The sequence below is a fragment of the Runella sp. SP2 genome (genome assembly GCF_003711225.1).
Lineage (GTDB): Bacteria > Bacteroidota > Bacteroidia > Cytophagales > Spirosomataceae > Runella.
In genome coordinates this window covers 749,863-771,252 of the sequence record NZ_CP031030.1, presented here as the reverse complement: position 1 = coordinate 771,252, position 21,390 = coordinate 749,863, and the positions used below count along the sequence as shown (strand labels likewise).

Here is a 21,390-nt window from a genome sequence, read left to right as displayed (position 1 = left end):
TAATATGGGAGAGCCTCTAAAAATGTACAATGTCTCAGTCATAATAATCGGAAAGAATGTTTCAAAAACTCTTTATGAGTGCATATCTAGTATTAAAACTGCAATAAGCTTCGATTCATATATTAATTTGAGTGAAATTATCTATGTAGATTCAAACTCTTTAGATGATTCTATTAAAATTGCTCAAGCAAATAATGTTAAAATTATCAATATTATATCTTCATTTACGACAGCATCTCTTGGAAGGTTTTTAGGAATTAGGCATGCGAAATACAATAAACTACTTTTTATTGATGGTGATATGGTTTTAGAAAAAGACTGGTTTTCTAAAACAAATACCCTCATAGATACACACCTTGGGATAGTTGGAGATCGTTACGAAATCTTAATTAAAAACGATACTATTATTAAAGAAATACCCCACTTTTATAACTATACGAACTTTCAAAAGGCGCCCAAAATAGGTGGTTTTATATATTTCAATAATTCTCAAACTCCATCTGCAAATTTCTCACCTTTCCTACGAGAAGAAGAAGAGTGCGACTTTTATGCAAAAATACGCAGCACCGTTTCTTTTTATGAAGTACCATATCATGGCTTTAAGCACTTAAATAGGAATCTTTCAGGCCAACGATTATTATCTTATTTACAGCCTTATGTTAAAATGGGCTATTTACTCTCCCTCTTTAAAAGTATTAAAGAGGGGTACTTTCTAAACTATTCAGTCATTCAAAAAAAATACATAAAATCAATTCTTATTTCTTTATTAACATACACTTTACCCACTTATCCAAACTTTTACTCATTAATTATCATTTTATTATTAACATTTAGCAATCAAAAAAGTGATATTCGTGGGGTTATTATCACTTCCATCGCTTTTCCATATAAGTTAATTACTTCAATTTACTTTTTGATTAAGTACAGAAATGGCATAGACTTAGAATACTCTTTTGATTCTCTCCAATTCAAAGAAAAAATAATGTTGTAAATAATATTTATAACACTCTATTCTAAAAAAATCTAGCGTCCTCAACAATCAAACCCTCCAAAAGACGATTTTATCCAATTCAACTGCTAAATTTGCAAATCAGTTGACCTACACTCAGGACATTATTCAAAATTTAAAGCGGTTATCCACCAATTCTTAGCTTTTGGCCAACCCTGATGAACATAGGTTAGTACATGCGATACTTTAATATCTTCTAATGAAGCACACAATACTGGTTACTGGAGGGGCAGGGTTTATCGGGAGTCGGTTGGTAAGAATGCTGTCTGAAAATGGCTTTCAGGTCGTTGTGATTGATAACTTGACCAGTAATCTTCCATTTGTCCAGTTACCGAATGTTACCAATTATAACCTTGACGTCAGGGATGCCTCGGCATTAGATGAAATAATTGGGACGTACAAACCCTACTGTATTGTGCATCTGGCAGCCATTCACCACGTTCCCACTTGTGAAATTGAACGTAATTATGCGCTTGAGGTCAACGTCATCGGCACTGAGAACCTCCTGCTTAGCATGGAAAAATATAAGGTTTCTAAATTGATCTTTGCGTCCACAGGTGCGGTATATTCACCCGATTTTCCAATCTTGAATGAGGATGAAACGCCCGTTGATCCGTTTGATAATTACTCTTTATCGAAATTTACAAATGAGAAACAGATTCGCTTTTATCAACAGCGAACAGAAGCCGACGTGTGTATTGCACGTTTGTTTAACACCATCGGAGCCAATGACCCTAATGCCCATCTGATTCCTGATATTTTACGGCAAATTGACCCCGAAGAAAGCCATGCGATTGTCAAGCTTGGAAATATAAAAAGCCGTCGGGACTATATTCACGTAGAAGATACGGCCAATTTACTTATGCTGATGGCCACCTCTCCCCCCAAAAAAGGGCTAAAAGCCTATAACGTTTGTACATCAGTCGAATATTCTGTCGAGGAAATTGTTCAGAAAATTGGGGTGTTGATGAACAAACCTATTTCTATTGAGATTGACCCAGAGAAGATTAGAAAATACGACCGAATTAGCCAAATTGGCAATAATCAAAAAGTATTGACGGAGTTTAATACCCAATTATTTTTCACCATCGAAGATGCGCTGAAAGATATTTTGGCAAAAATGTACGACTTCCAAACCTAGTCGTCAAAATAAAGATAGAATGGAGTTAGCGAATCGAACACGCATCGGAATACTATTTACTTACTTTGCTGCCGACTGGATTGGAGGTCATTATTACCTTATCAACATCATCAATTCGTTAAACAGCCTCCCCGACGCGCGTCGCCCTCACATTTTTGTCTTTTATGATCACAAAGTCGAAAGTTCTCTCGCACTTATCTCCTACCCTTACGTTACCTACGTTTATCATAAAGCTCCCGCTAACAATTATCTTAATTACTTAAAATCATGGCTTTCGCGTAAAAATTTTTTCATTGGAGATATTATTGAAAAATATAAGCTCAAAGGTATCTATCCACTCATGGATTTTCCACTGGGGAAGCCCGCCATTTCGAGTAAAGTAGTTTCATGGTTCCCTGACTTTCAACACCGATTTTATCCCGAGTATTTTTCCAAAATCAATATTTTTTTTCGCGAACTCCGCGTAAAACGCTTGTTACAACGCACTCATGCGTTGGTATTGTCGAGCCAAGACGCTTACAACCACCTCAAACGATTTTACGACGTTCCCGCCAGCTTACCCGTTCATATATTGCGTTTTGTTTCGCAGGTTGAGCGTCCGCAGCATTTGTCATTTGACGAAATTACGGAGCTTTACCAAGTTCCCAAACGCTATTTTATTGTTTCTAATCAGTTTTATATCCATAAAAATCATTGGGTTGTACTGAAAGCTCTTGAGCAGCTCAAGCAACGTCGAAATGATTTTATTGTTGTTTTTACAGGCAAAGAAGAAGATTATAAAGTCACCAATTTTGTACAAGGGCTCAAAGATTTTGTTACCGAAAAAGGGCTATCAGACTACGTTCGTTTTCTTGGAGTTATTCCTCGGACGCATCAGCTTTACTTAATGAGTCAGTCCATTGCAGTCGTTCAGCCAAGTAAATTTGAAGGTTGGAGTACCGTTGTGGAAGATGCCAAAACGCTACAAGTTCAGTTAATTTTGTCGGACATTGATGTTCACCAAGAACAAATGCAAGACCGTGGCTTTTATTTTTCTCCCGATGATGTTGACGGATTAATCACATTAATGGAAGGGTTTTTGGACAATACCATTGCGCCAAAACCTACCTTTGATGATTTTGAGCAACGTATTTCAACATTTGCGAATACCTTTGTAAAAATCTTTCAAGATTAACCCTTAGATTCGCTTTTTTATCGCCTAAGCTCTTGTATCAATGCCGTTATCCAATTTTCGTAAACTTCTCAACTACCTCATTGTTGGCTTTCCGTTTGCGATACTTTTGGGCTGGTTTTATTTAAAGGTGTATCAATTTCAGTACCTAAATGAAAATTTCGTTGATGGACTGATAGCCCTCCAATTGAGCCGTGGCTGGTTGGAAGGACGCCCCATTTTGTTTGATACCTACTACGGTTCTCACTGGCTTCACCACAATTATTATTTTATACTGTTGACGGGCTTTGTCACCAAGTTTACGGGGCTTTACGGCTTATTTCTTATCTACTTGGGACTTTTAGGTACTTTTTTTCTCAAATTTTACCGTAGTATTCGCACAAGAAACTGGCTTAATGACTGGTTTATTGTTATTCTTTTTGGCGTAGGCCCACTTGCTTATCACGTCTATTTGGACAATTATGGTTGGCATCCTGAACAATATTTTTTGCCCCTTTTGGGTCTTTTTTCACTCAGTTTGGCCCGACGCAAATGGCTAGAAGTCGCTTTTTGGGGATTATTGACACTTTCTATCAAAGAAACTGCGGTGGTTTTGCTTTGTGGGGTTGCGTTATTCGCTTCGGTATTATCAAATCTCCTTCAACATCCGACCCAAAAATGGCCTCGTTATTTTTTCAACCGAAACAACTACCTCATCGTTGGAATTTCAATCGTTGTTTTTGTTGCAGGAATGTGGTGGTTGTCGTACCTCAATGGCCCCCACCCTAGTCGATTGGGCCAAGCTGTTTTGCTCATTCAGAAAAAAGCATCTATCTCCATGACGGTTGTTTACATTGGTTTAGTTGCTTTTTTTTCAAGTGTATCTTTGGCTGCGGCTTGTTTGCTTTTTATTCCTTGGTGGCGGGTTATTCCCCAACCGAAAGTCATCATCGGCGTTTTTTTAGGGTTTTGCTTTGTGTTACTTACCGTTTTTTTTGTGGAAGGCATGTTGTATTTTCCCGAACCCAACATGAGTATTCGCTACCCTGCACGCGTCGGAAGCTGGTGGGCATTTATGATGAGTTGTTACGTTTTTATGACCATTCGGCTGGTCGAAGCCAAGCTCCAACCCCATTCCAATCAGCGCGAATGGCTGCTTTGGGCGGGGCTTTTTCAGTTTTTTATCACTCCCATGGCAGTGAGTAACGCCTCCTCGATTCACGGTCAAATGTTTAGTATCAAAAAGAATTTCTTGTTTATTCATAACAATCGACTCGGTACAAAACCCTATGCGCAAAGCCCCGCAAAGGTGCTGTACGAATTGGCACAAAAACTCCCCAAAGGCTGTGAAATCGTATGCCCCGCTGAGTACGTAGGAATTTTTCAGAATGTATATGCCAACGAATGGAGTTATGATTTGCGCATTTTGACGCGGCCATATTTGTATATTTACGAGAAAAAAGACCTTAAAACGAACAAAAAATATATTTTCCCCAAAAAGGAGGGTTATACAACCGTACCGCACCCTCAATTTTTGATTTTAGCAGACGCTGTATGGTACAATCAACACTACAAATGAGTGGCGAAGAACGCGAGAAGTGGATACGACAAAATCGTTACTATTATACCTGCCTCATTCAATATCTTCGGTTTGTCATTCCTTCCAATGCCTCTATTTTAGAAATAGGCTGTGGCACGGGGTATTTGCTCGAAAAGCTCCAACCAAGCCGTGGCGTTGGTATTGACTCATCGAAAGATATGATTGAGTACGCCCGCCAACACCGTGGACAGTACGACTATTTTCACATGGATGCCGAAGCACTCGAACTGAACGAAACCTTTGACTATGTGATTATTAGCGACACGATTGGGTATTTTGGCGATGTTCAAAAAGTCTTCCAAGAAGTCCAAAAAGTATGCTCTCCCCAAACCCGAGTTATCATTAGTTATACCAATTTTTTTTGGTTGCCGTTGTTACGTTTTGCCGAAATTATTGGCCTCAAAATGCCCCAAAAACGCCAGAATTGGCTTGATATTAGCGACATAGCCAACTTGTTGACATTAGCGGATTTTGACGTGGTTCGGCAAACAAAAAAAATTATTTTCCCTCGGTATATTCCTTTGGTATCGTGGTTTTTGAACAAATACGTTGGCAATTTGCCCTTGTTTAACTTCTTTGGATTGGTCACATTTTTGGTCGCAAGAAGTGTCAAAAAACCATTTAAAGCAGCAGAAGACCTGACTGTGAGCGTGGTGATTCCTGCCCGAAATGAAAAGGGTAACATCGAAGCGCTCGTGCAACGCACTCCTAAAATGGGAAAAGAAACCGAAATAATTTTTGTGGAAGGCAATTCGACCGACGATACTTGGGGTGAAATTCAACGTATTTGCCAAAAATACCAGGGGCAAGTACCTTTAAAGTGGATTCAGCAAGACGGCAAAGGAAAAGGGGATGCCGTTCGGAAAGGATACAGCATAGCTACGGGCGACGTTCTGATGATTTTGGATGCCGATATGACCGTTCCCCCCGAAGATTTACCCAAATTTTTTGAGGCCATTGCGACGGGCAAAGGAGAATATATCAACGGAACGCGGCTTGTGTATCCGATGGAAAAAGAAGCCATGCGAACCCTCAACCTACTGGGCAACAAGTTTTTTAGCATTGCTTTTTCTTGGTTATTGGGTCAACGTTTAAAAGATACGCTCTGCGGAACGAAGGTAATGACGCGTGAAAATTACCTCAAACTTGCGGCCAACCGTTCTTATTTTGGTGACTTTGACCCGTTTGGCGACTTTGACCTTATTTTCGGGGCGGCAAAACTCAACCTTAAATTTATTGAAGTCCCCATCCGTTATCGTGCCCGAACTTACGGCGAAACCAACATTTCTCGCTTCAAACACGGGTGGCTGTTGCTCAAAATGACATTTTTTGCCCTCAATAAAATCAAATTTTTGTAACGACGCATGACTTGGCACGAAACCATCGAATACATCCAAAGCGACCCACAGTTTACCGAGATTGTAGCCAATACCTACATTCTTCCCGATTTGGGCGTCAATGTAGAACGGTTTCGTCAAAGTGCTGAATTCCAAGAAACTTTGCGTTTAATTCGGCACTATTGTCACCTTCCTAACCCGTATCTTTTAGACATCGGCGCGGGTAATGGCATTGCGAGTATTGCTTTTGCGCTCGAAGGGTTTCGGGTCGTTGCCCTTGAGCCTGACCCAAGTCCAATGGTAGGAAGTGGGGCTATCAAAACGTTGGTTGGTATATATGAATTATCAAATGTCCAAATTATCGAAGCTTTTGGCGAAGAATTACCATTTGAGAATCAAACATTTGACATCGTTTATGGTCGTCAAGTCATGCACCATGCCCATCACTTACCCAAATTTTTGGCAGAAGCCGCTCGGGTACTTCTACCAAAAGGGCTACTTTTTACAACACGCGACCACGTCATCAAAGGCGAAAAAGACAAGCAAAAATTTTTAAAAAAACACCCTTTGCACCGTTTTTACGGAGGAGAAAATGCTTTCCGTCTGACCGAATATCGTGATGCTTTTACCAAAGCATCCATGCACATTTTGGAAGATTTGAGTCCCTCCCAATCGGTCATCAACTATGACCCCTGGAATAAAAAGCGCCTCTCTGACCTCATTGGCAACAAAATAGGTCGTACTTTTGCTAGTCAGCAATGGCTTGTCGATATTGGTTGGCAAGCACTGATGTTCCGACAAGAGCACTTGTCAGGTAAATTGTACAGTTTCATCGCGCGAAAAGAATAAATCCTCTATGCCCTCCTTTCTGTACCTTGAGCATTACTTTTTTTTGAGCAACTTTTTGGTTGGGCTGACATTTTTCTGGGCGGTTTATGGCTGTGGTTTAGCCTTTTTAGATTTGTTTGGATTTCACTTACCCACTCCCTTAAAACAAATCATTGCGGTTATTTTGGGGGTTTTAGCCGTAAGTCTTACTGTTCAGTTACTCGCCTTTGGTTTTTGGCTAACTCCTCTGGCAATCAACGTGCTGTATGGAATGCTCGCGGCAGGTCTTGCCTATTCAGTAAGCCGCTTCTTTTTTCATTTTAAAACGCCAAAAATTACCTTTTCAACCCCGCAATTAATCTTTGTTGGCGTTGTTTTCATTTGTATAGCGCCCATTTTCATATATGCCTTGTTGCCTTCTACCAAAATTGATGAACTGTTTTATCATCAGTTGGTTGCGCAACGAATTTTTATGGATGGTGGGCTTATTTTTTATCGCCAACCTTGGGAAGCCGCTATTCCGCCGCATCTTATTTACAATTTTTCGCAAGTTCCGCTTGTCAGTCTTGGGTTTACTGATGCCCCCAATGTGGTAAGTTTTTGCTTCTTGGGATTATTTCTCTGGTCAATATACCAATGGATGCATCAAGCAGGAACACCTGTATTTTGGATAAGCGTAGGTTTATCTTTGTCATGCTTAGGCATGTATCGCTTGGTTTTTACCTCCGCAGGAAGCCACCATTTTGGAGATTTAGCCGCATTTACTGCCTTTTATCTTAGCCTTAATTTTACGCGGCTTTCCCAAACGCGGTCGGTTAAAAGTCTGCTGAGCGGAATTGGTTTACTTTTACCCGCTATTTTGGGAGCCAAAATGTCGCTTGCACCTTATGCTGCATTGGTTGGTTTAGCCGCAATTTTTGAATTGTATCAACAAAAACAATTTTCTGTTCGGAATCTTTTGTTACTCCTTTGGCCAACACTGGTATTTTACCTGCCTATCGTCGCCTGGACTTACGCACAAACCCATTCACCGTTTGGTTTAATCTTATCTCAGCACTTTGATACTACACTCATAGACAAACACTTACTTGCTTCAACCCTGCAAGCGGAGATTGTCAATACTCCTACTTTTCTAGAACATACCCAAACCGCGCTGCTGCACTTTCCATACCTTGTTTTGGGCGCGTTTGTTGTGTTTGGTTGGAGCGATTACCCTTTGCGTGATAAAATCAAAATGTACCTCATTGCTATTATCTTTTTATTGATTTTATACAAATTTGACTTACTTTACAGCCCGCGTTTCTGGGGGAATTTACCGTTGAGTTTTTTCATAGCCACCTTACTTTCTTTGCCGAAATGGGCTACAAAACCAACAAATTTTTATCTCAAAGCGGGTTTGATTCTTGTCACTGTACTTCCCTATCTTGGTATAACATACTTGTATTTGTACAATTTACGACCTTTTCCATTTACCATAACTCAGCGTACACATTTTTACCGTCGTTTTTTGCCCTTATATGACGACTTTCGGACACTTGATAACATCCTTCCTAAAAATGCGTGTCTATACACCCAAGAAAGGATAAATCTTGTCCACGCCCCTCGTCGTATTTTTCGCGATAGCCTTGATGTCTGCGATTGCCCATCAGTTTATGCACTAGAATTTAAAAATAGCCCATTGTCATTTCCACTTTCGATACAACATAGCAACTACCGCACTGGCAAAATCATATACCAAAATCCAACATCTGTCATTTCTACATACCGAACTCCCAATAAAAAACCCAAAACAGAACAACTAACGGTATATGAGCTACAGCCATAAAGTAAGCAAAATATGAGTTTTCCTAACCAAGCCATTAATCCACGCATAAGTATTGTCACCGTTTGCCTCAACGCGGCGGCACATTTAACGACCACCATTCGGAGTGTCGTTAATCAAACCTACTCAAACATTGAGTATATCATCATTGATGGACAATCGACCGATGGGACCTTGGATATACTCAAAAAGTACGAAAAAGACATCACAAAATGGGTCAGCGAAAAAGACAAGGGAATTTATGATGCGATGAACAAAGGCATACAAATGAGTACGGGTGATGCCATCTTGCTATTAAATGCTGGGGATTTTCTTCAACCCAATGCCATTGAAGAAATGGTGCAAAGGGCTCAGGGAAACGTACATAACAAAATCATTTGCTGCGATTGGGTCGTATTTTTTTTAAATTCCACCAAAAAGATATACCGCCAAGCGGAATTTAATTTTAACCGAAAAAATGGTATTTGTCACCAAGGAACGCTCATTGGCCGAAAGATTTACAGTACTTTTGGGGGCTACGATACGTCCTATCGTTACGTGGCCGACTATGAATTTTACCTAAGAGTATGGACCATCACCCCAAGCGTGTTTGTCCGTACTCCACAATACTTAGCCAACTTTATGTTCGAGGGTTTTACCACCAAGGGGATACGGAAAAGTAACATTGAACGTTGGGAAGTAATAGAACGGTACTTTTCATGGAAAGAATCATGGTATCTACGTTTGACTACTATGGCCGCCATTATGGTCCGAACGTTGAAAGCTGTGACTAGTTAAACTGCTGTTAATGAGAGAACTGCTTTACCAACTAACTTATTTACGGACGCAACTGACACAATTAGAAAAACTATTTGTGTGGGCAATTCTCTTCGTTTCAGTCGATGGCTTTCCTCTCTTACCTCTCAACAACGAAAATAGACCTTTATCTACCGTTATTTTACTGGTTTACTGGACTTTGCAAAAATTAAAATCCAGAAGCATTTCCGTCTTTGAAATTCGTTTATGGCTTGGGTTCTTGCTACTATTGCTATTCACTTTTGCTAAAGCCTACTTAGTTTACCACGATTTTCGGGGACTCTTCAAGTTTTGTATCACGGGCACATTATCGGTGATTACCATTGCTACTTGCCGCCATTTTCTGAAAGGTTTGCTCGAACGTTTTTCTACCACTGAAGTCATTCGACTCCTGACCTACAGCCTCATTTTATCTTCTGTTCTTCCAATTGGCATTGGTTACGTTCAGTTTTTTGCAATTCAAGGGCTATTACCCATGCCCATTGCCAATTTTTTTACCAGTTTATTCAGCTATCGCCCCTTACTCGACCGTCCGCAACTTACCACTACCGAAGCCTCCCACGCGGCCACTTATGTGCTAATTGTACTCTTTTGGGTTTATTCGTTTTATCACGATAACCCCGCCTTTCGACGTATCTATCTAACCGTTTTATTCGTATTATTTTTATTGATAAGTTCCTCCATTGGATACGTAGCGTTTATTGGTAGCTTATTTATTTACTGGCTATTTTGTACAAAAGTCAATTTTCGGAGGTTATTTTCTAACGTAGGCGTTGGTCTTGTTTTTATTGGGTTAGCCTATTCACTTAGGGATTATTTCCTCATCGAATACACGGTTCATCACCTCAGCATCGTAGGTGATTTGCTAAGCAGCTTTAGTGCAGATAGGCTCACTTATTGGCTACAAGAAGATTATTCTTTTCTCGAACGTTTTGGCACTCCGCTACTGGGTTTTCTATCACTTTATGATTCTTCTTTTTTGGGAATTGGCGGAGAAAGTTTCTATTACATTTTCCCTCAACTGATGTCCGACTACTTCCCCAATATGCTCACCAATCCACTATTATCTGAAAGGATGCAGTTAGATGCCCATTTTACTGTTAAATTTTTACCCGCCAAGATTGCTTCCGAGTTCGGGATTTGGGGATTTTTGTTATTTATGTGGTTTTATGTTTCTACTTTCAATAAAATTAACCATTTTCAAAAAGAATTTAATAATCCTACCTACCGTGGATTATGCCTTTGCTTTATTTATACAATGATTAGTACGTATATGTGTAGCTACTTCAACTTCATCGTCATTCTAGTATTTGTTGTTACACCTTATTTATATTTTGATGATTTTGAAGCTGTAATCCATAACAACCCTACCCTACCTCTTGACCAATGATTTCTATCATTACGGCAGCTTACAACTGCGAAAAATACTTAGGACAAGCCATTGAATCCGTCATTGCTCAAACATTCCAAGATTGGGAAATGTTGATTGTCGATGACGTATCGACCGACCGTACAACTGAAATTGCCCAAAAATACGCCCAAAGTGACCCCCGAATCAGGCTTATTTGTAGTCATCAGAAATTATACTCAGCTGGAGCGCGTAACTTGGGTACCCAACATGCCACTGGTACCTATATTGCTTTTTTAGATGCTGACGACTGCTGGTTGCCGCAAAAATTGAAAATCCAGTACGAGTTCATGCAAAAAAATAACCATGCCTTGAGCTTCACTTCTTACCAAACTTTTAACCACGAAGGCAAAGTTCATCCTTATATTCTGAAAGTTAAACCAATAGTAAAGTACCGCGATTTTTTTTACTCTAACCCCATCGGCTGTCTGACAGTCATGTACGACAGAAACAAAGTAGGTAACTTATTTTTTCCAACCGATCTTTTTTTTCAGGAAGACTATGTACTATGGACCAAAACTTTGCAACAAACAAAGTATCATTTTTATGGCATCGACATCCCCTTGGCTTTCTATCGTTTACATCCCTACAACAAATCATGGAATAAATGGAAAGTAGCGCAGTACCATTGGGCAACTGTTTATCGACGTTGTTTTAACTGGAATTTCTTTCAAAAACTGTACTATTTTATATTTTACATCACAATCAATCTGCGAAAATACTATTACCTACGCCCTTTGAAATAAGTACTGGACGTCAATAAACGCAAAAAGCGACTTGAAATCTCTCCAAGTCGCTTTTTGCAAACGGTTAACTATTTCTACAAATGCGTTTGTGCCGCATATAAATCCCGTGGTGATACTTCCGCCCAAGCGTTATCTGACACTTTGTCGGTGGCTAAAATATTCGCTCCCATGCCCATTGCCTTGTCCCAGTCTCCCTCACTGTCCACGTCATAGACGCGAATCAAGATTTTTTTCTGCATCAAATCATTAAAATCAGCTTGTTTTCCACTGCCTGACTTTACGTTATAGACAACCCTTGAATTTGGAACAGTCAGCTGATCTGCATTGTCACAATCGGCAAAACAGATACGCTGCGAACGGTTGTTTCGATAATACACTTTCTTCCAATCTTCGTTGCCACTCAAACAAAAGATAAAATGATTTTTTAACGAGCCAAGGGTGGGCCAGCCTTGTGCCTGAACTACATCTGAGAGTTTGTTGGAATCTGTTAAACCTGGAAAAAGATCATGTGGTGTTTTTATCAATTCACGACCAAAATAGGTTGTCAGATAGTTATCTATTTCATCTGGAAATAGCCCTTCATCACCTTGGTCACTTTTGATGTCCAACATAACCCAAATTACATCGTGGCCAGGGTTTTTGGTATGCCAATCTGATAATTGATCCAAATACACAGATAATTTTGGCCCTCCATTCGTCGCATGATTCACGGTAAAATAACCATCATTCATCGAATCGCTTGAATGTCGCCAAATGTCGAGTTCTATCCCTCTGCATCCACATTGGTAGATGGGAGATTTCAAAGTGAGTTGTTCTGAAAGGCTTTCCTTCCGATCGTACGAATTGTGCGATGCTTTAAACACCACGTTTTGAAACGGGGTACTGTCTTGTAAACTTGCCATAACGTTGAGTAAAGATAAAAATGAAACCAATTGATAATTAAACACTAACTGCCGCCGCCATGCTGTAAAGATTCACTTTGGCTATGTGTGGAATTTTTTTGCGACCATCGGTACTTCCATTAATACCATAATCGTCTTTGATATGCGCCTGTATTTGGTCGTGAATTTGATCAGGAATGTCGCCTGTTGTGATAATATCGGTTTGTATGGGGTCTTCGTTTTTCATTTGCACAAACGCCTGGGCATAACAAATCACCCCGACGGCGTTGTAGCAGGCCATCAAAATCAAATGGTCGTCTTGGTTATCTCCGCGAATATGGTCGATTTTAGTAGAAACCAACAGGCCAGAATTGCCTTCCATCTTGGTCAGTTCTTGGCGCCACGTACGGTAGTTGTGATCATCATCGTACGAGTATTCTACCACCAAGTTAAAATCAGAATCATCTTTTGAATCTTTGTAAAACCAGCCATGGTTTGTGCTGCTATGTTTTACATCTACGTCATCGTAGGTATCTAAAGTCGAGCTAAAAGTATCATAGTTGAAGTTCATGACAAATAGGAAGTTAAGGGTGAATTAAACAGATACCGAATTGGTAAGGCGAATGATACTGTGACAAACCACGGGGATGAAGTACATACGTCCTCCGTTGTCACTCCATTTCACCACAATTTTGGAAATATCATTGTACGCTTTGCAACATACGTCGAATACTTCTTTTGTTCCTTCGGCTACTTCTTCCGAAATTCCTGCTGTTTCAAAAGCACCCAGTAAACCCGCTACGTCGAAGGCAATATCGACGGCCTTGATGAGTGTTTCTGGAATTTGGTACCCGTCATTTCCAGCTTCCCACGTATAACTTACGCTCGACAAATGGGCTTTGTCGTCGTAATTGAGAACAAGTATCACGTGGTCATCGGTTGCCCCTCCCCTGATATGGTCAAGCTGAACCGTCATTTGCATCGTCGTTGACGTTTTAACGACATTGGTTGGGTAATAAACCCGGTAGTTTGAGTCCTCCACTTTGTACTCAATTGCTGTGCCATCCTTGGTTTCTTCGCAATCAGGATAGAACGACCGAAAAGTGGTCTTGTTAAATGTGTAGTTCATAACGTGAAAAGTTAATAGTTTAAAATTTTGAAGAGTTTTTCATAACGTTGGGTAAAATTATGTTGAGCAATTAACCATGACTTAGTTGTTTAAGCCGATACAAAATTGAAGAACATCTGCCGCCTCCCTATCCGTTAAAATACCCTTTTTTTAAAACAGGCATTTTAACCTATACCAACCCCGTAATTTTACCTATATGCCCAAAACAGGCATTTTTACCTATTTTTCTAGCAGAGAAAGCCCCTAGATTTGTACGTTTTCTTTATATTTAGATTTTTCAATCAATCATCCCTCAACTTAAAAAAAGACTCATGAGTACGCACGTAACCAAAGACCAAGAAAACGAGTGGCAATCAGTAGCAGTACCCCTAGCCGACGCTCAGTCGTGGGTATCAAACTGGATTAATGCTAACCCTGCCAATGACCCTGATTTTAAACCTTCAGACATACGCGCATTTGTAGTTCGCCGCGCTGATTTTGTTGAGATGCTTGCACAACCTGATTCTGAATTTGCTCGCCTCTACATTGGTCTTAAACCTAATCCTGATACAAAACTTGGTTATGAACCTTGCCTCGTTATTGCAAGTGCAGCGGTAAAAGGGACAACCATTAAAGACTATGATGGCGATGACAAAGATGACATCATTGATTTGATTGGAGAGCAAACAGTTTATGATATAGCCACTGGGAAAGAGGTTAAGGGCGACTATCAAGTATTTGACGTCACTCGCCCATGCCCTCCCATTTGTGACCCAGAAAGTCCACTTTTCATTGCAGCACCCGATGGGTCTAGTTGCTAGTAATTAATCTGATTAAAAACGCGAATGATACAAGGTTTTTTAACATGGATGCTTTATCACGGTGCCTATTTTTTAGCATTTCCAGCGAGCATAACATTATACAGAGCTCGCTTTATTCGCAAAGAATATAGATACATTGTTGCATTTTTGGGGCTTTGCTTAGGCACCGAAATAGTAGCTACGTGGCTCAGTAAGCTCATGGGTACCAATTTACCCATACTTCATTTATATACAGTGTTAGAATTTAACCTCATTGCGTTATTTTATTTTAGTTTTTTCGGCTATTTCTATAGTCGTCGTTTAGTACCCAGTTTGATGGTTTTCTTTACGGGATTTGCCGTGTTGAACTCCTTGTTTATTCAAAAAATCACGGAGTTCAACACCTATTCTCGGGGCTTAGAAGCCATTTTGGTGGTTATTTTTTCGCTTTTATGTTTTTACAAATTATTGATTGAACTTAGTACTAAAAACCCCACTCAACAACCTATTTTCTGGATAAACACGGGTTTCTTGCTCTACTTTGCTGGCAACCTTGTGTTGTTCATCCTAAGCAATGTCATTTTAAAAGAAAATAAAGCTTTCAATTATATGTCATGGGGGTTACATTCGTGCCTGATAGCCCTCTTGTACATCTTAATTGGAATAGGTTTATGGAACAGTCCTCATCAGAAGTAGATTTATACCTTGCTATTTTCGGTGGGTCGTTTGTGATGATTTTACTGGTAGGTTGCGTGGTAGGGTTTATTGTACTTTATCAACGCCGCCTTTTTCGTCAAGAACTAAACTATAGAAAAATGGAACTCAAATACCAACAAGAACTCATCAACAGTACGTTGGAGGGGATTGAGTCGGAGCGAAAACGGCTTGCCCGTGATTTGCACGACGAAATTGGGGCTGCACTCTCGGCCATGCGCTTGTTGGTAGGCCAAATGCCTGCTGAGTCAAAAATTTCGCCCGAAATCGTTTCCTTAACCAAAAAATACAAAGAACTGATTGACGCAACCATTGATAGCGTTCGACGTATTTCTAACGACCTACTCCCCAGCGGATTAGAAGAGTTTGGATTGAGTTATGCCATCGAAGGGTTGTGCGAAAAATCGCTTGAACTGACTGAAGCCGACATCGACTGGCAAATTGAGGACATTCCCGAAGCCAGCGTTTCGCTCAACTTGATGCTGTACCGACTTGTGCAAGAATTGCTCAATAATACCATTAAATACGCCCAAGCGACTCAAATTCAGATTACAGTTCAAAAGCAAAACACCCAACTTACCCTACTTTACATCGACAACGGGCGCGGTTTTGATTTTGACGAGGCTTATCGCAAAAAAAGCTTAGGTCTTAAAAATATCGAAACTCGTGCCCGTATGTTTGATGGTACATTGCAGTTTATTACCCAACCCAATCAAGGGACCAAAGTTACCGTTAACGTTCCTCTTTCAGCATCATAATTTTATGGCAAACATCCGCGTAGCCATTACCGACGACCAAGTACTTTTTCGGCGCGGAATGGCGTCAATTATCAATACATTTGAGAATATTTCGATTGTGTTAGAGGCTGATAACGGCCGTATTTTGCTTGATTCGCTTCAAAACTTTGAACCTATTCCCGACGTAGTTTTGCTTGATTTGTCGATGCCTGAGTTGAATGGAATTGAAACCACCAAGCTCCTTCACGCACACTATCCTTCTATCAAAATAATTATTCTTTCGGTCTATGGCGAAGACCGTTTCGTGACTCATTTGATGGAACTAGGGGTAAATGCCTATCTTTTCAAAAACGTTGAGCCCGAAGAAGTAGAACGCGCCATTCGGACAGTTATCGACAAAGATTTTTACTTCAATGAGGCGTTTCTGAACGCCATGAAAAATCGGCTGACGAACAAGCGTCAAAAAATTACGCTCACCGACAACATCCCTTCTACCCTCACTTCGCGGGAGATTGAAGTGCTTAGCCTCATCTGTAAACAACGAACTGCCCAAGAAATTGCCGACCAACTTTTTATTAGCGTTCGTACTGTCGATGGTCACCGAAACAATCTACTCGAAAAAACGGGTGCTCGCAACTCAGCAGGATTGGTTCTTTTTGCCATCAAACACAGGCTCATCGACCCTACCGAGCTTTTATAACAACAAGACCCGCCGTAGCGGGCCTTGTTAATTCATTTTGGTAAACTCCAACTCTTTTACTGCACCTTCACCACTTTTAGGGTAGTTTGTTGATTATTGACAGCAACTTTTAAGAAATAAACCCCAGATTCAAGTCCCTCAGTGGCTATTTCTTCATGGTGCTTGTTGGTTTCGGGCACAAATAGGCGACTCAAAATTTCACGACCCGAAACGTCGGTCAGTGTTGTTTGCACCAACTGCCCCTTGCTGTCTTGCACCTGAAGACGGAGGATGTTTGTGACTGGATTGGGGAGAACTGTCAGCCCCCTGCCCCGCGCGGCGTACCGTCCCAATGGGGGAATAATTGCCGTGCGACGGTCCGACCCTTGCTCCTTGCCATTTGCCTCTTCTCTCGCTCCTCCCACACCGACTCCATCTTTAGACTGAATTCTGAACCAGTATTCTTGATACGCCAATACGTTCCCTTGTGGCTTACGCGTAGCAGGATAAATGCTTCCCCAGCCTTTCATATCCCAATAACGCACACCCAATTTATACAAACCTTTCGGTAGCCCAGCGTCATAAATGTTCCCACCACTTCCATTGTCTTCATAAAAACCATAAGCGGGATGATTTGGCCCGTAAAGCTCAGTCCAACCTTCGCGGTTGGCATACATGAAATAAGGCGCATTGTTTTCATGGGTGTTGTAAGAACGAATGACGCCCATCTCTGGCGTTGCCAACAAGTCAAAAGTCAATGAGCCTCCTGTACCTAAGCCACAAGCATCCACATTAATTGTCCAGTAACGAGGAGCGGTTTTATTGGTATTTTCTACAAAATACAACGTCGGATTTTGCTGCGTACTTTGCTCCAATTCTGCACCTCCATCGCGGCCAATGAAGTTATTTTTCCAGTCATCGCGGTTGTTTGTTGGCTTAACTGCCGACTGACTTTGACCTAGGTTAATCAGCGTCAACACAAAAGCATTCCAGCGTATGTCCTGATGCGCACTTTCCAAACTTTGGCAGCCTCCTTCAAAAATGCACTTGGCCCAATAAGACTGCTTTGTTACGTTATTAAACGATACCTCAAAACTTGGCGATGTCACGCCTGTATTCCAAAAAGTACTACTGCCAGCGGGGCAGTTGGCCGAGACTGTCACGGTAGTCCCCATGCAAACCGAGGCTTGACTTACCGTTACGACTGGAGCAATATGAACTGGGTTTACGGTGAATGTTACGACGTTACTTTTTCCACTCAAGCACCCATTTTCAGTCTGACAACGCACATAATACGAAGTAGTTACCGCTGGAACTGTGGCAGGAAGATTAGGCAGTGCAGCCTCCGTGAGGGCATTGTACCATACCGTTTTCAGGTTTCCACAAGAGGCTTGTCCACTAAAATTTGCTCCCGCTTGGCAGCTTACAGTGGATGATAATGCCGCTGTTGGTGCCGCAGGCATCGCTACCAATTTTAAGCGCATCACCCCCGACTCACTTTCAACGCACGAAGCCGTTCCATCCGATTTTCGGCAACGCACACGGTAATTGTGAAACTGATTGTCTATCAAAGCCATTGGGATTGTGGCGCTATACTCACCCCCATCAACTGAGTACAGAATCACCTCTCCAACCGCACAAGTGGCATGAAATAATAGCCCTTGGCTGGCCGAGCTACACACTTCCTTGGTTTCACCAGCCGCAACGTTGACCCCATCTGCCGTTAGAGAAACCGCTTGAGGAACAGAAGCACGCTGGTTGATTGTAACCTCCATTGGACTTGTAAATGTAGCAGGACAATTAATATCACACGCGGCTTGGTAACGGTAAGGTTGGTTATTAGACAATTGGGAAACTGGTGAGGTGCCTGACCAATCGCTCCAAGCGCCATTGCCAACTTGCACACGCCAAACAACAAGCGAACCCGAAACGCACAAACCCGAAACCGTAAACTGTAAAAGGTTCACAGGATTCGAATCGGTATCACAAAAAACTTGAGAAGTTCCTTCGTTAACAGTCGTTTGTAGCACAGAAAGAGTTATGCGAGGGGCACCCACCACCGAAATTTTGGCAGTTGTATTACTCACTGTTCCAGTGCAACCATTGGCATCCGTCACACTTACCAACGTATAGGTAAATACCCCTGTAGTGCTTGTTGGGACTGATATCGTTGAAGTTGTGGTTGTTTGGTTTGGTTCTCCATTGAGCGAGTAAACAAAAGTATATGGGCTCGTTCCACCCGTCGCCGAAAACGTTACCGATGGTGACGGTGAATTTTTACAAACTTCACTGTTTCCCGAAATACTCGCATTGATGGGCTCATTGAACGCGATAGCCGCACTGCCTTCCATACCAATGTTACAATTGCCCAAGGATGCTTCAATTGTGCGCGTTGCGACAACGGTGTACGTTCCTGCAATCGCTATTTTTCCAAACGAAATTGCACTTCCCGTGCCTTCAATGGGGGCGTTTACATTGTCATCTCCTTTTTTTAATTGGTATTTTACTCCCGTTTCAGAACTAGCTAACCCTATTTCTACACCATCTCCACCAGCGCAAAAACTTCCACCGCCTGTTACTTCAAAAACCGTTGGGAGTCCACATTCCACCTCAGCGGGAGTCACTTTTATGCTTATTTCATTACTGGTCGCCGTCGTAGAAGCGGGGCAGGTGGCATTGCTTGTCAAAACGCAGCTAATCACATCACCATCTACCAGTTGAGCATCCGTATAAGTAGAATTAGAGGTACCTACGTTTTGGTTGTTTTTCTTCCATTGAAAACTCGGCGCATCGCCTCCATTGGTTGCTACTGCCGTAAAGTTTACAGTTGTTCCCACAATGATGTTATTGTCTGAATCATCTGATGAAATTACCACCGAAGTTGTCACCAGAGGCTTGATTGTTACTTCAAAAGAAAGGTAAGGTCGGCATGTCATTTCGGTCAATTGGGCATCTGCTACGTCAAGAATGGCATACACGTAATAGTTAATCGCTTCTCCTGTCGTGTTGAGTGGAAAAGTCAAGTCATTAAAACTGAGAAGATAGGGAGAACTTGCCCCCGTAGGCGTCAACGAACTCCCGAGCGAAGTACCTCCCGAATACATGGCTGTACCTGTCTGAGCCGAGGTAAAATAGACAAGTTTTACCTCCAAATCATTTCGAGTAGAAGTCAAGGAAATATCCGTCGAATTGTCACCTGAACATATTTCTACATTTTTACTGCTTGTAGCAATTAATGTTGGACAATCAAACGCTTCATCGTTGTCTGCAATTGTCACCGTCATTGATGGCATAACAACTCCGTTATAATTTGCATCTTCACTGCTCGTTGTCTGTATAATTGTTTCCGTATGATTACCTTCAATCAGGGCATCGTCCACCGCCGTAACTGTCACTGTTTGAGCAACATTCCAGTTGGCAGGCGTAAAAACAACATTGGTTGGGTTCGTAGTAGTTTGTCCTCCCGAAGTGATGTTAATCGTAACATTCGCCATAGGTTCACTTTTGAGTACAATTGTATAGCTATCCATTTCTGCCCCCTCTTTTACCTTCGTAGAACCTCCCGATTCTGTCAAATTAATACCTGAAACATCATTGTCAGTAATCGTAATCATTTGCGAAGTAGTTTCACCCAAACTAATCCCCGAAGAAGGATTGATGGCAGTAAGGGTGGCTATTTCGGTATTTTCTGCAATAAAGTCATCGACAACTTTGAAGGTGATACTTCCTGAGTTTGTACCATTCAGAATCGTTATTTTGGCCGCCGATAAAGTGTAGTCGCCCGTTGTAACTCCCGTTCCCGAAACAGCTACTTCCACCGTTTGGTCACCTGCTACATTAGAGGTGGTTGTTGCCGTCAAGGTTATTTCAGTTTTATCCGCTTCACTTCCCGAAGTGCTACTGGCTGCCAGGCTTACGGTTGGGGCAACCGTTCCTACGATTATCAAATCATTATCAGCCGCAATTGCCCCTGCACCAATTCGTAGCGTTCCTGTTAATCCAGGATTTGAGCCCGCATTAGCTGCCGAACCATAACCATATAGTCGAAAGGTAATCGTACCTTCAACGTTGGTCAACGCGTTGGCAAATGTGATTGTTTCCCAAAGAGCGTCGGTGGTCACTATTGCACTTCCCAAATCCGTCGCAAAATTATCAATACTACTTCGTAAAGTTACCTTGTTTGGTCCCGTATTCGATGAGCGAAGTACAAGCCCAACCCCCGTCAGTTTTGCTTTATAACCGTCTGCAATGGTGAGGCTAAATTGGTAATAATCGTTGTTGGTTATTGCATCGGTCAGTGTGGTTGGCGCAGTAGAACTAAACCAGCCATTGGCATTGATAGACCCCGAATTTGTAACGGCTGTGATACCTGCTCCACGGTTTAAGAGACCCGAATTTATCCCAGTTGTAAGGGTTGAAGGGGTATTACTTGTTTGACTCCCCGTCGCTCCTGATAATTCCCAAACCACTAGGTTTTGGGAAAACACGAATTGAACGTAAAAAACCAACGCAACGGTTAGCTTTATTCTTTGGCGAAACTTTAATAAACTTTGGTTCATGGGTAATTAATTGTTAAATAAAAATACTATACATATATACATACTATACTAAAAACTCATAATTAAACCTACTAAA

At 41.4% G+C, this 21,390-nt stretch carries 18 protein-coding genes; 14 read left to right on the top strand and 4 right to left on the bottom strand.

Annotation, left to right across the window (positions count from 1 at the left end):
• Positions 1-4: 4 nt before the first annotated feature.
• From DTQ70_RS03075 to DTQ70_RS03030, 10 genes are all read left to right on the top strand, one after another.
• The gene (locus tag DTQ70_RS03075; protein ID WP_122929449.1) at positions 5-991 is read left to right on the top strand and encodes a glycosyltransferase family A protein; all 987 of its coding nucleotides are present in this window, start codon (positions 5-7) and stop codon (positions 989-991) included.
• Between the two features lie 217 nt (positions 992-1,208).
• Positions 1,209-2,150 (top strand): NAD(P)-dependent oxidoreductase, encoded by a 942-nt coding sequence (locus DTQ70_RS03070; RefSeq protein ID WP_122929448.1) that lies wholly within the window; start codon positions 1,209-1,211, stop codon positions 2,148-2,150.
• A 19-nt stretch (positions 2,151-2,169) separates the two neighbouring features.
• A complete protein-coding gene (locus DTQ70_RS03065; protein WP_122929447.1) occupies positions 2,170-3,324 on the top strand; it encodes a glycosyltransferase family 1 protein in 1,155 nt (384 codons plus the stop codon).
• A 40-nt stretch (positions 3,325-3,364) separates the two neighbouring features.
• Positions 3,365-4,879 (top strand): hypothetical protein, encoded by a 1,515-nt coding sequence (locus DTQ70_RS03060; protein ID WP_122929446.1) that lies wholly within the window; start codon positions 3,365-3,367, stop codon positions 4,877-4,879.
• Positions 4,855-6,258, top strand: a complete 1,404-nt coding sequence (locus tag DTQ70_RS03055; protein ID WP_229600061.1) for a glycosyltransferase — start codon at positions 4,855-4,857, stop codon at positions 6,256-6,258. The genes DTQ70_RS03060 and DTQ70_RS03055 overlap by 25 nt, the downstream gene beginning before the upstream one ends.
• A 6-nt stretch (positions 6,259-6,264) precedes the next feature.
• Complete coding sequence (locus DTQ70_RS03050; protein WP_122929444.1) at positions 6,265-7,086, top strand: class I SAM-dependent methyltransferase; 822 nt, start codon at positions 6,265-6,267, stop codon at positions 7,084-7,086.
• A gap of 7 nt (positions 7,087-7,093) precedes the next feature.
• On the top strand, positions 7,094-8,890 hold the full coding sequence (locus DTQ70_RS03045) for a hypothetical protein (RefSeq protein WP_122929443.1): 1,797 nt from the start codon (positions 7,094-7,096) through the stop codon (positions 8,888-8,890).
• Positions 8,891-8,902: 12 nt separating this feature from the next.
• Complete coding sequence (locus DTQ70_RS03040) at positions 8,903-9,664, top strand: glycosyltransferase family 2 protein (protein WP_122929442.1); 762 nt, start codon at positions 8,903-8,905, stop codon at positions 9,662-9,664.
• Positions 9,665-9,674: 10 nt separating this feature from the next.
• Complete coding sequence (locus tag DTQ70_RS03035; protein WP_122929441.1) at positions 9,675-11,072, top strand: hypothetical protein; 1,398 nt, start codon at positions 9,675-9,677, stop codon at positions 11,070-11,072.
• A complete protein-coding gene (locus DTQ70_RS03030; protein ID WP_122929440.1) occupies positions 11,069-11,836 on the top strand; it encodes a glycosyltransferase family 2 protein in 768 nt (255 codons plus the stop codon). The genes DTQ70_RS03035 and DTQ70_RS03030 overlap by 4 nt, the downstream gene beginning before the upstream one ends.
• A 74-nt stretch (positions 11,837-11,910) precedes the next feature.
• On the opposite strand, the gene DTQ70_RS03025 is transcribed toward DTQ70_RS03030, so the two are convergent.
• Genes DTQ70_RS03025 through DTQ70_RS03015 form a run of 3 tightly spaced genes read right to left on the bottom strand, consistent with a single transcriptional unit; the run spans position 11,911 to position 13,846 of the window.
• On the bottom strand, positions 11,911-12,738 hold the full coding sequence (locus tag DTQ70_RS03025) for a Ca2+-dependent phosphoinositide-specific phospholipase C (protein ID WP_122929439.1): 828 nt from the start codon (positions 12,736-12,738) through the stop codon (positions 11,911-11,913).
• 37 nt (positions 12,739-12,775) lie between these two features.
• Positions 12,776-13,288 (bottom strand): hypothetical protein, encoded by a 513-nt coding sequence (locus DTQ70_RS03020; protein ID WP_122929438.1) that lies wholly within the window; start codon positions 13,286-13,288, stop codon positions 12,776-12,778.
• 24 nt (positions 13,289-13,312) lie between these two features.
• Positions 13,313-13,846, bottom strand: a complete 534-nt coding sequence (locus tag DTQ70_RS03015; RefSeq protein ID WP_028526424.1) for a hypothetical protein — start codon at positions 13,844-13,846, stop codon at positions 13,313-13,315.
• A 311-nt stretch (positions 13,847-14,157) separates the two neighbouring features.
• Between DTQ70_RS03015 and DTQ70_RS03010 the strand changes: the two genes are divergently transcribed.
• Genes DTQ70_RS03010 through DTQ70_RS02995 form a run of 4 tightly spaced genes read left to right on the top strand, consistent with a single transcriptional unit; the run spans position 14,158 to position 16,776 of the window.
• Positions 14,158-14,646, top strand: coding sequence for a hypothetical protein (locus DTQ70_RS03010; RefSeq protein WP_122929437.1), 489 nt, complete (start codon positions 14,158-14,160; stop codon positions 14,644-14,646).
• Between the two features lie 24 nt (positions 14,647-14,670).
• The gene (locus DTQ70_RS03005) at positions 14,671-15,321 is read left to right on the top strand and encodes a hypothetical protein (protein ID WP_164489831.1); all 651 of its coding nucleotides are present in this window, start codon (positions 14,671-14,673) and stop codon (positions 15,319-15,321) included.
• A complete protein-coding gene (locus tag DTQ70_RS03000) occupies positions 15,297-16,097 on the top strand; it encodes a sensor histidine kinase (protein ID WP_122929435.1) in 801 nt (266 codons plus the stop codon). The genes DTQ70_RS03005 and DTQ70_RS03000 overlap by 25 nt, the downstream gene beginning before the upstream one ends.
• A 4-nt stretch (positions 16,098-16,101) precedes the next feature.
• Entirely contained in the window at positions 16,102-16,776 is a 675-nt protein-coding gene (locus tag DTQ70_RS02995) for a response regulator transcription factor (protein WP_122929434.1), read from the top strand.
• Between the two features lie 56 nt (positions 16,777-16,832).
• Here the strand turns inward: DTQ70_RS02995 and DTQ70_RS02990 are convergent, their stop codons facing one another.
• A complete protein-coding gene (locus tag DTQ70_RS02990; RefSeq protein WP_122929433.1) occupies positions 16,833-21,314 on the bottom strand; it encodes a T9SS type A sorting domain-containing protein in 4,482 nt (1,493 codons plus the stop codon).
• Between the last annotated feature and the right edge of the window lie 76 nt (positions 21,315-21,390).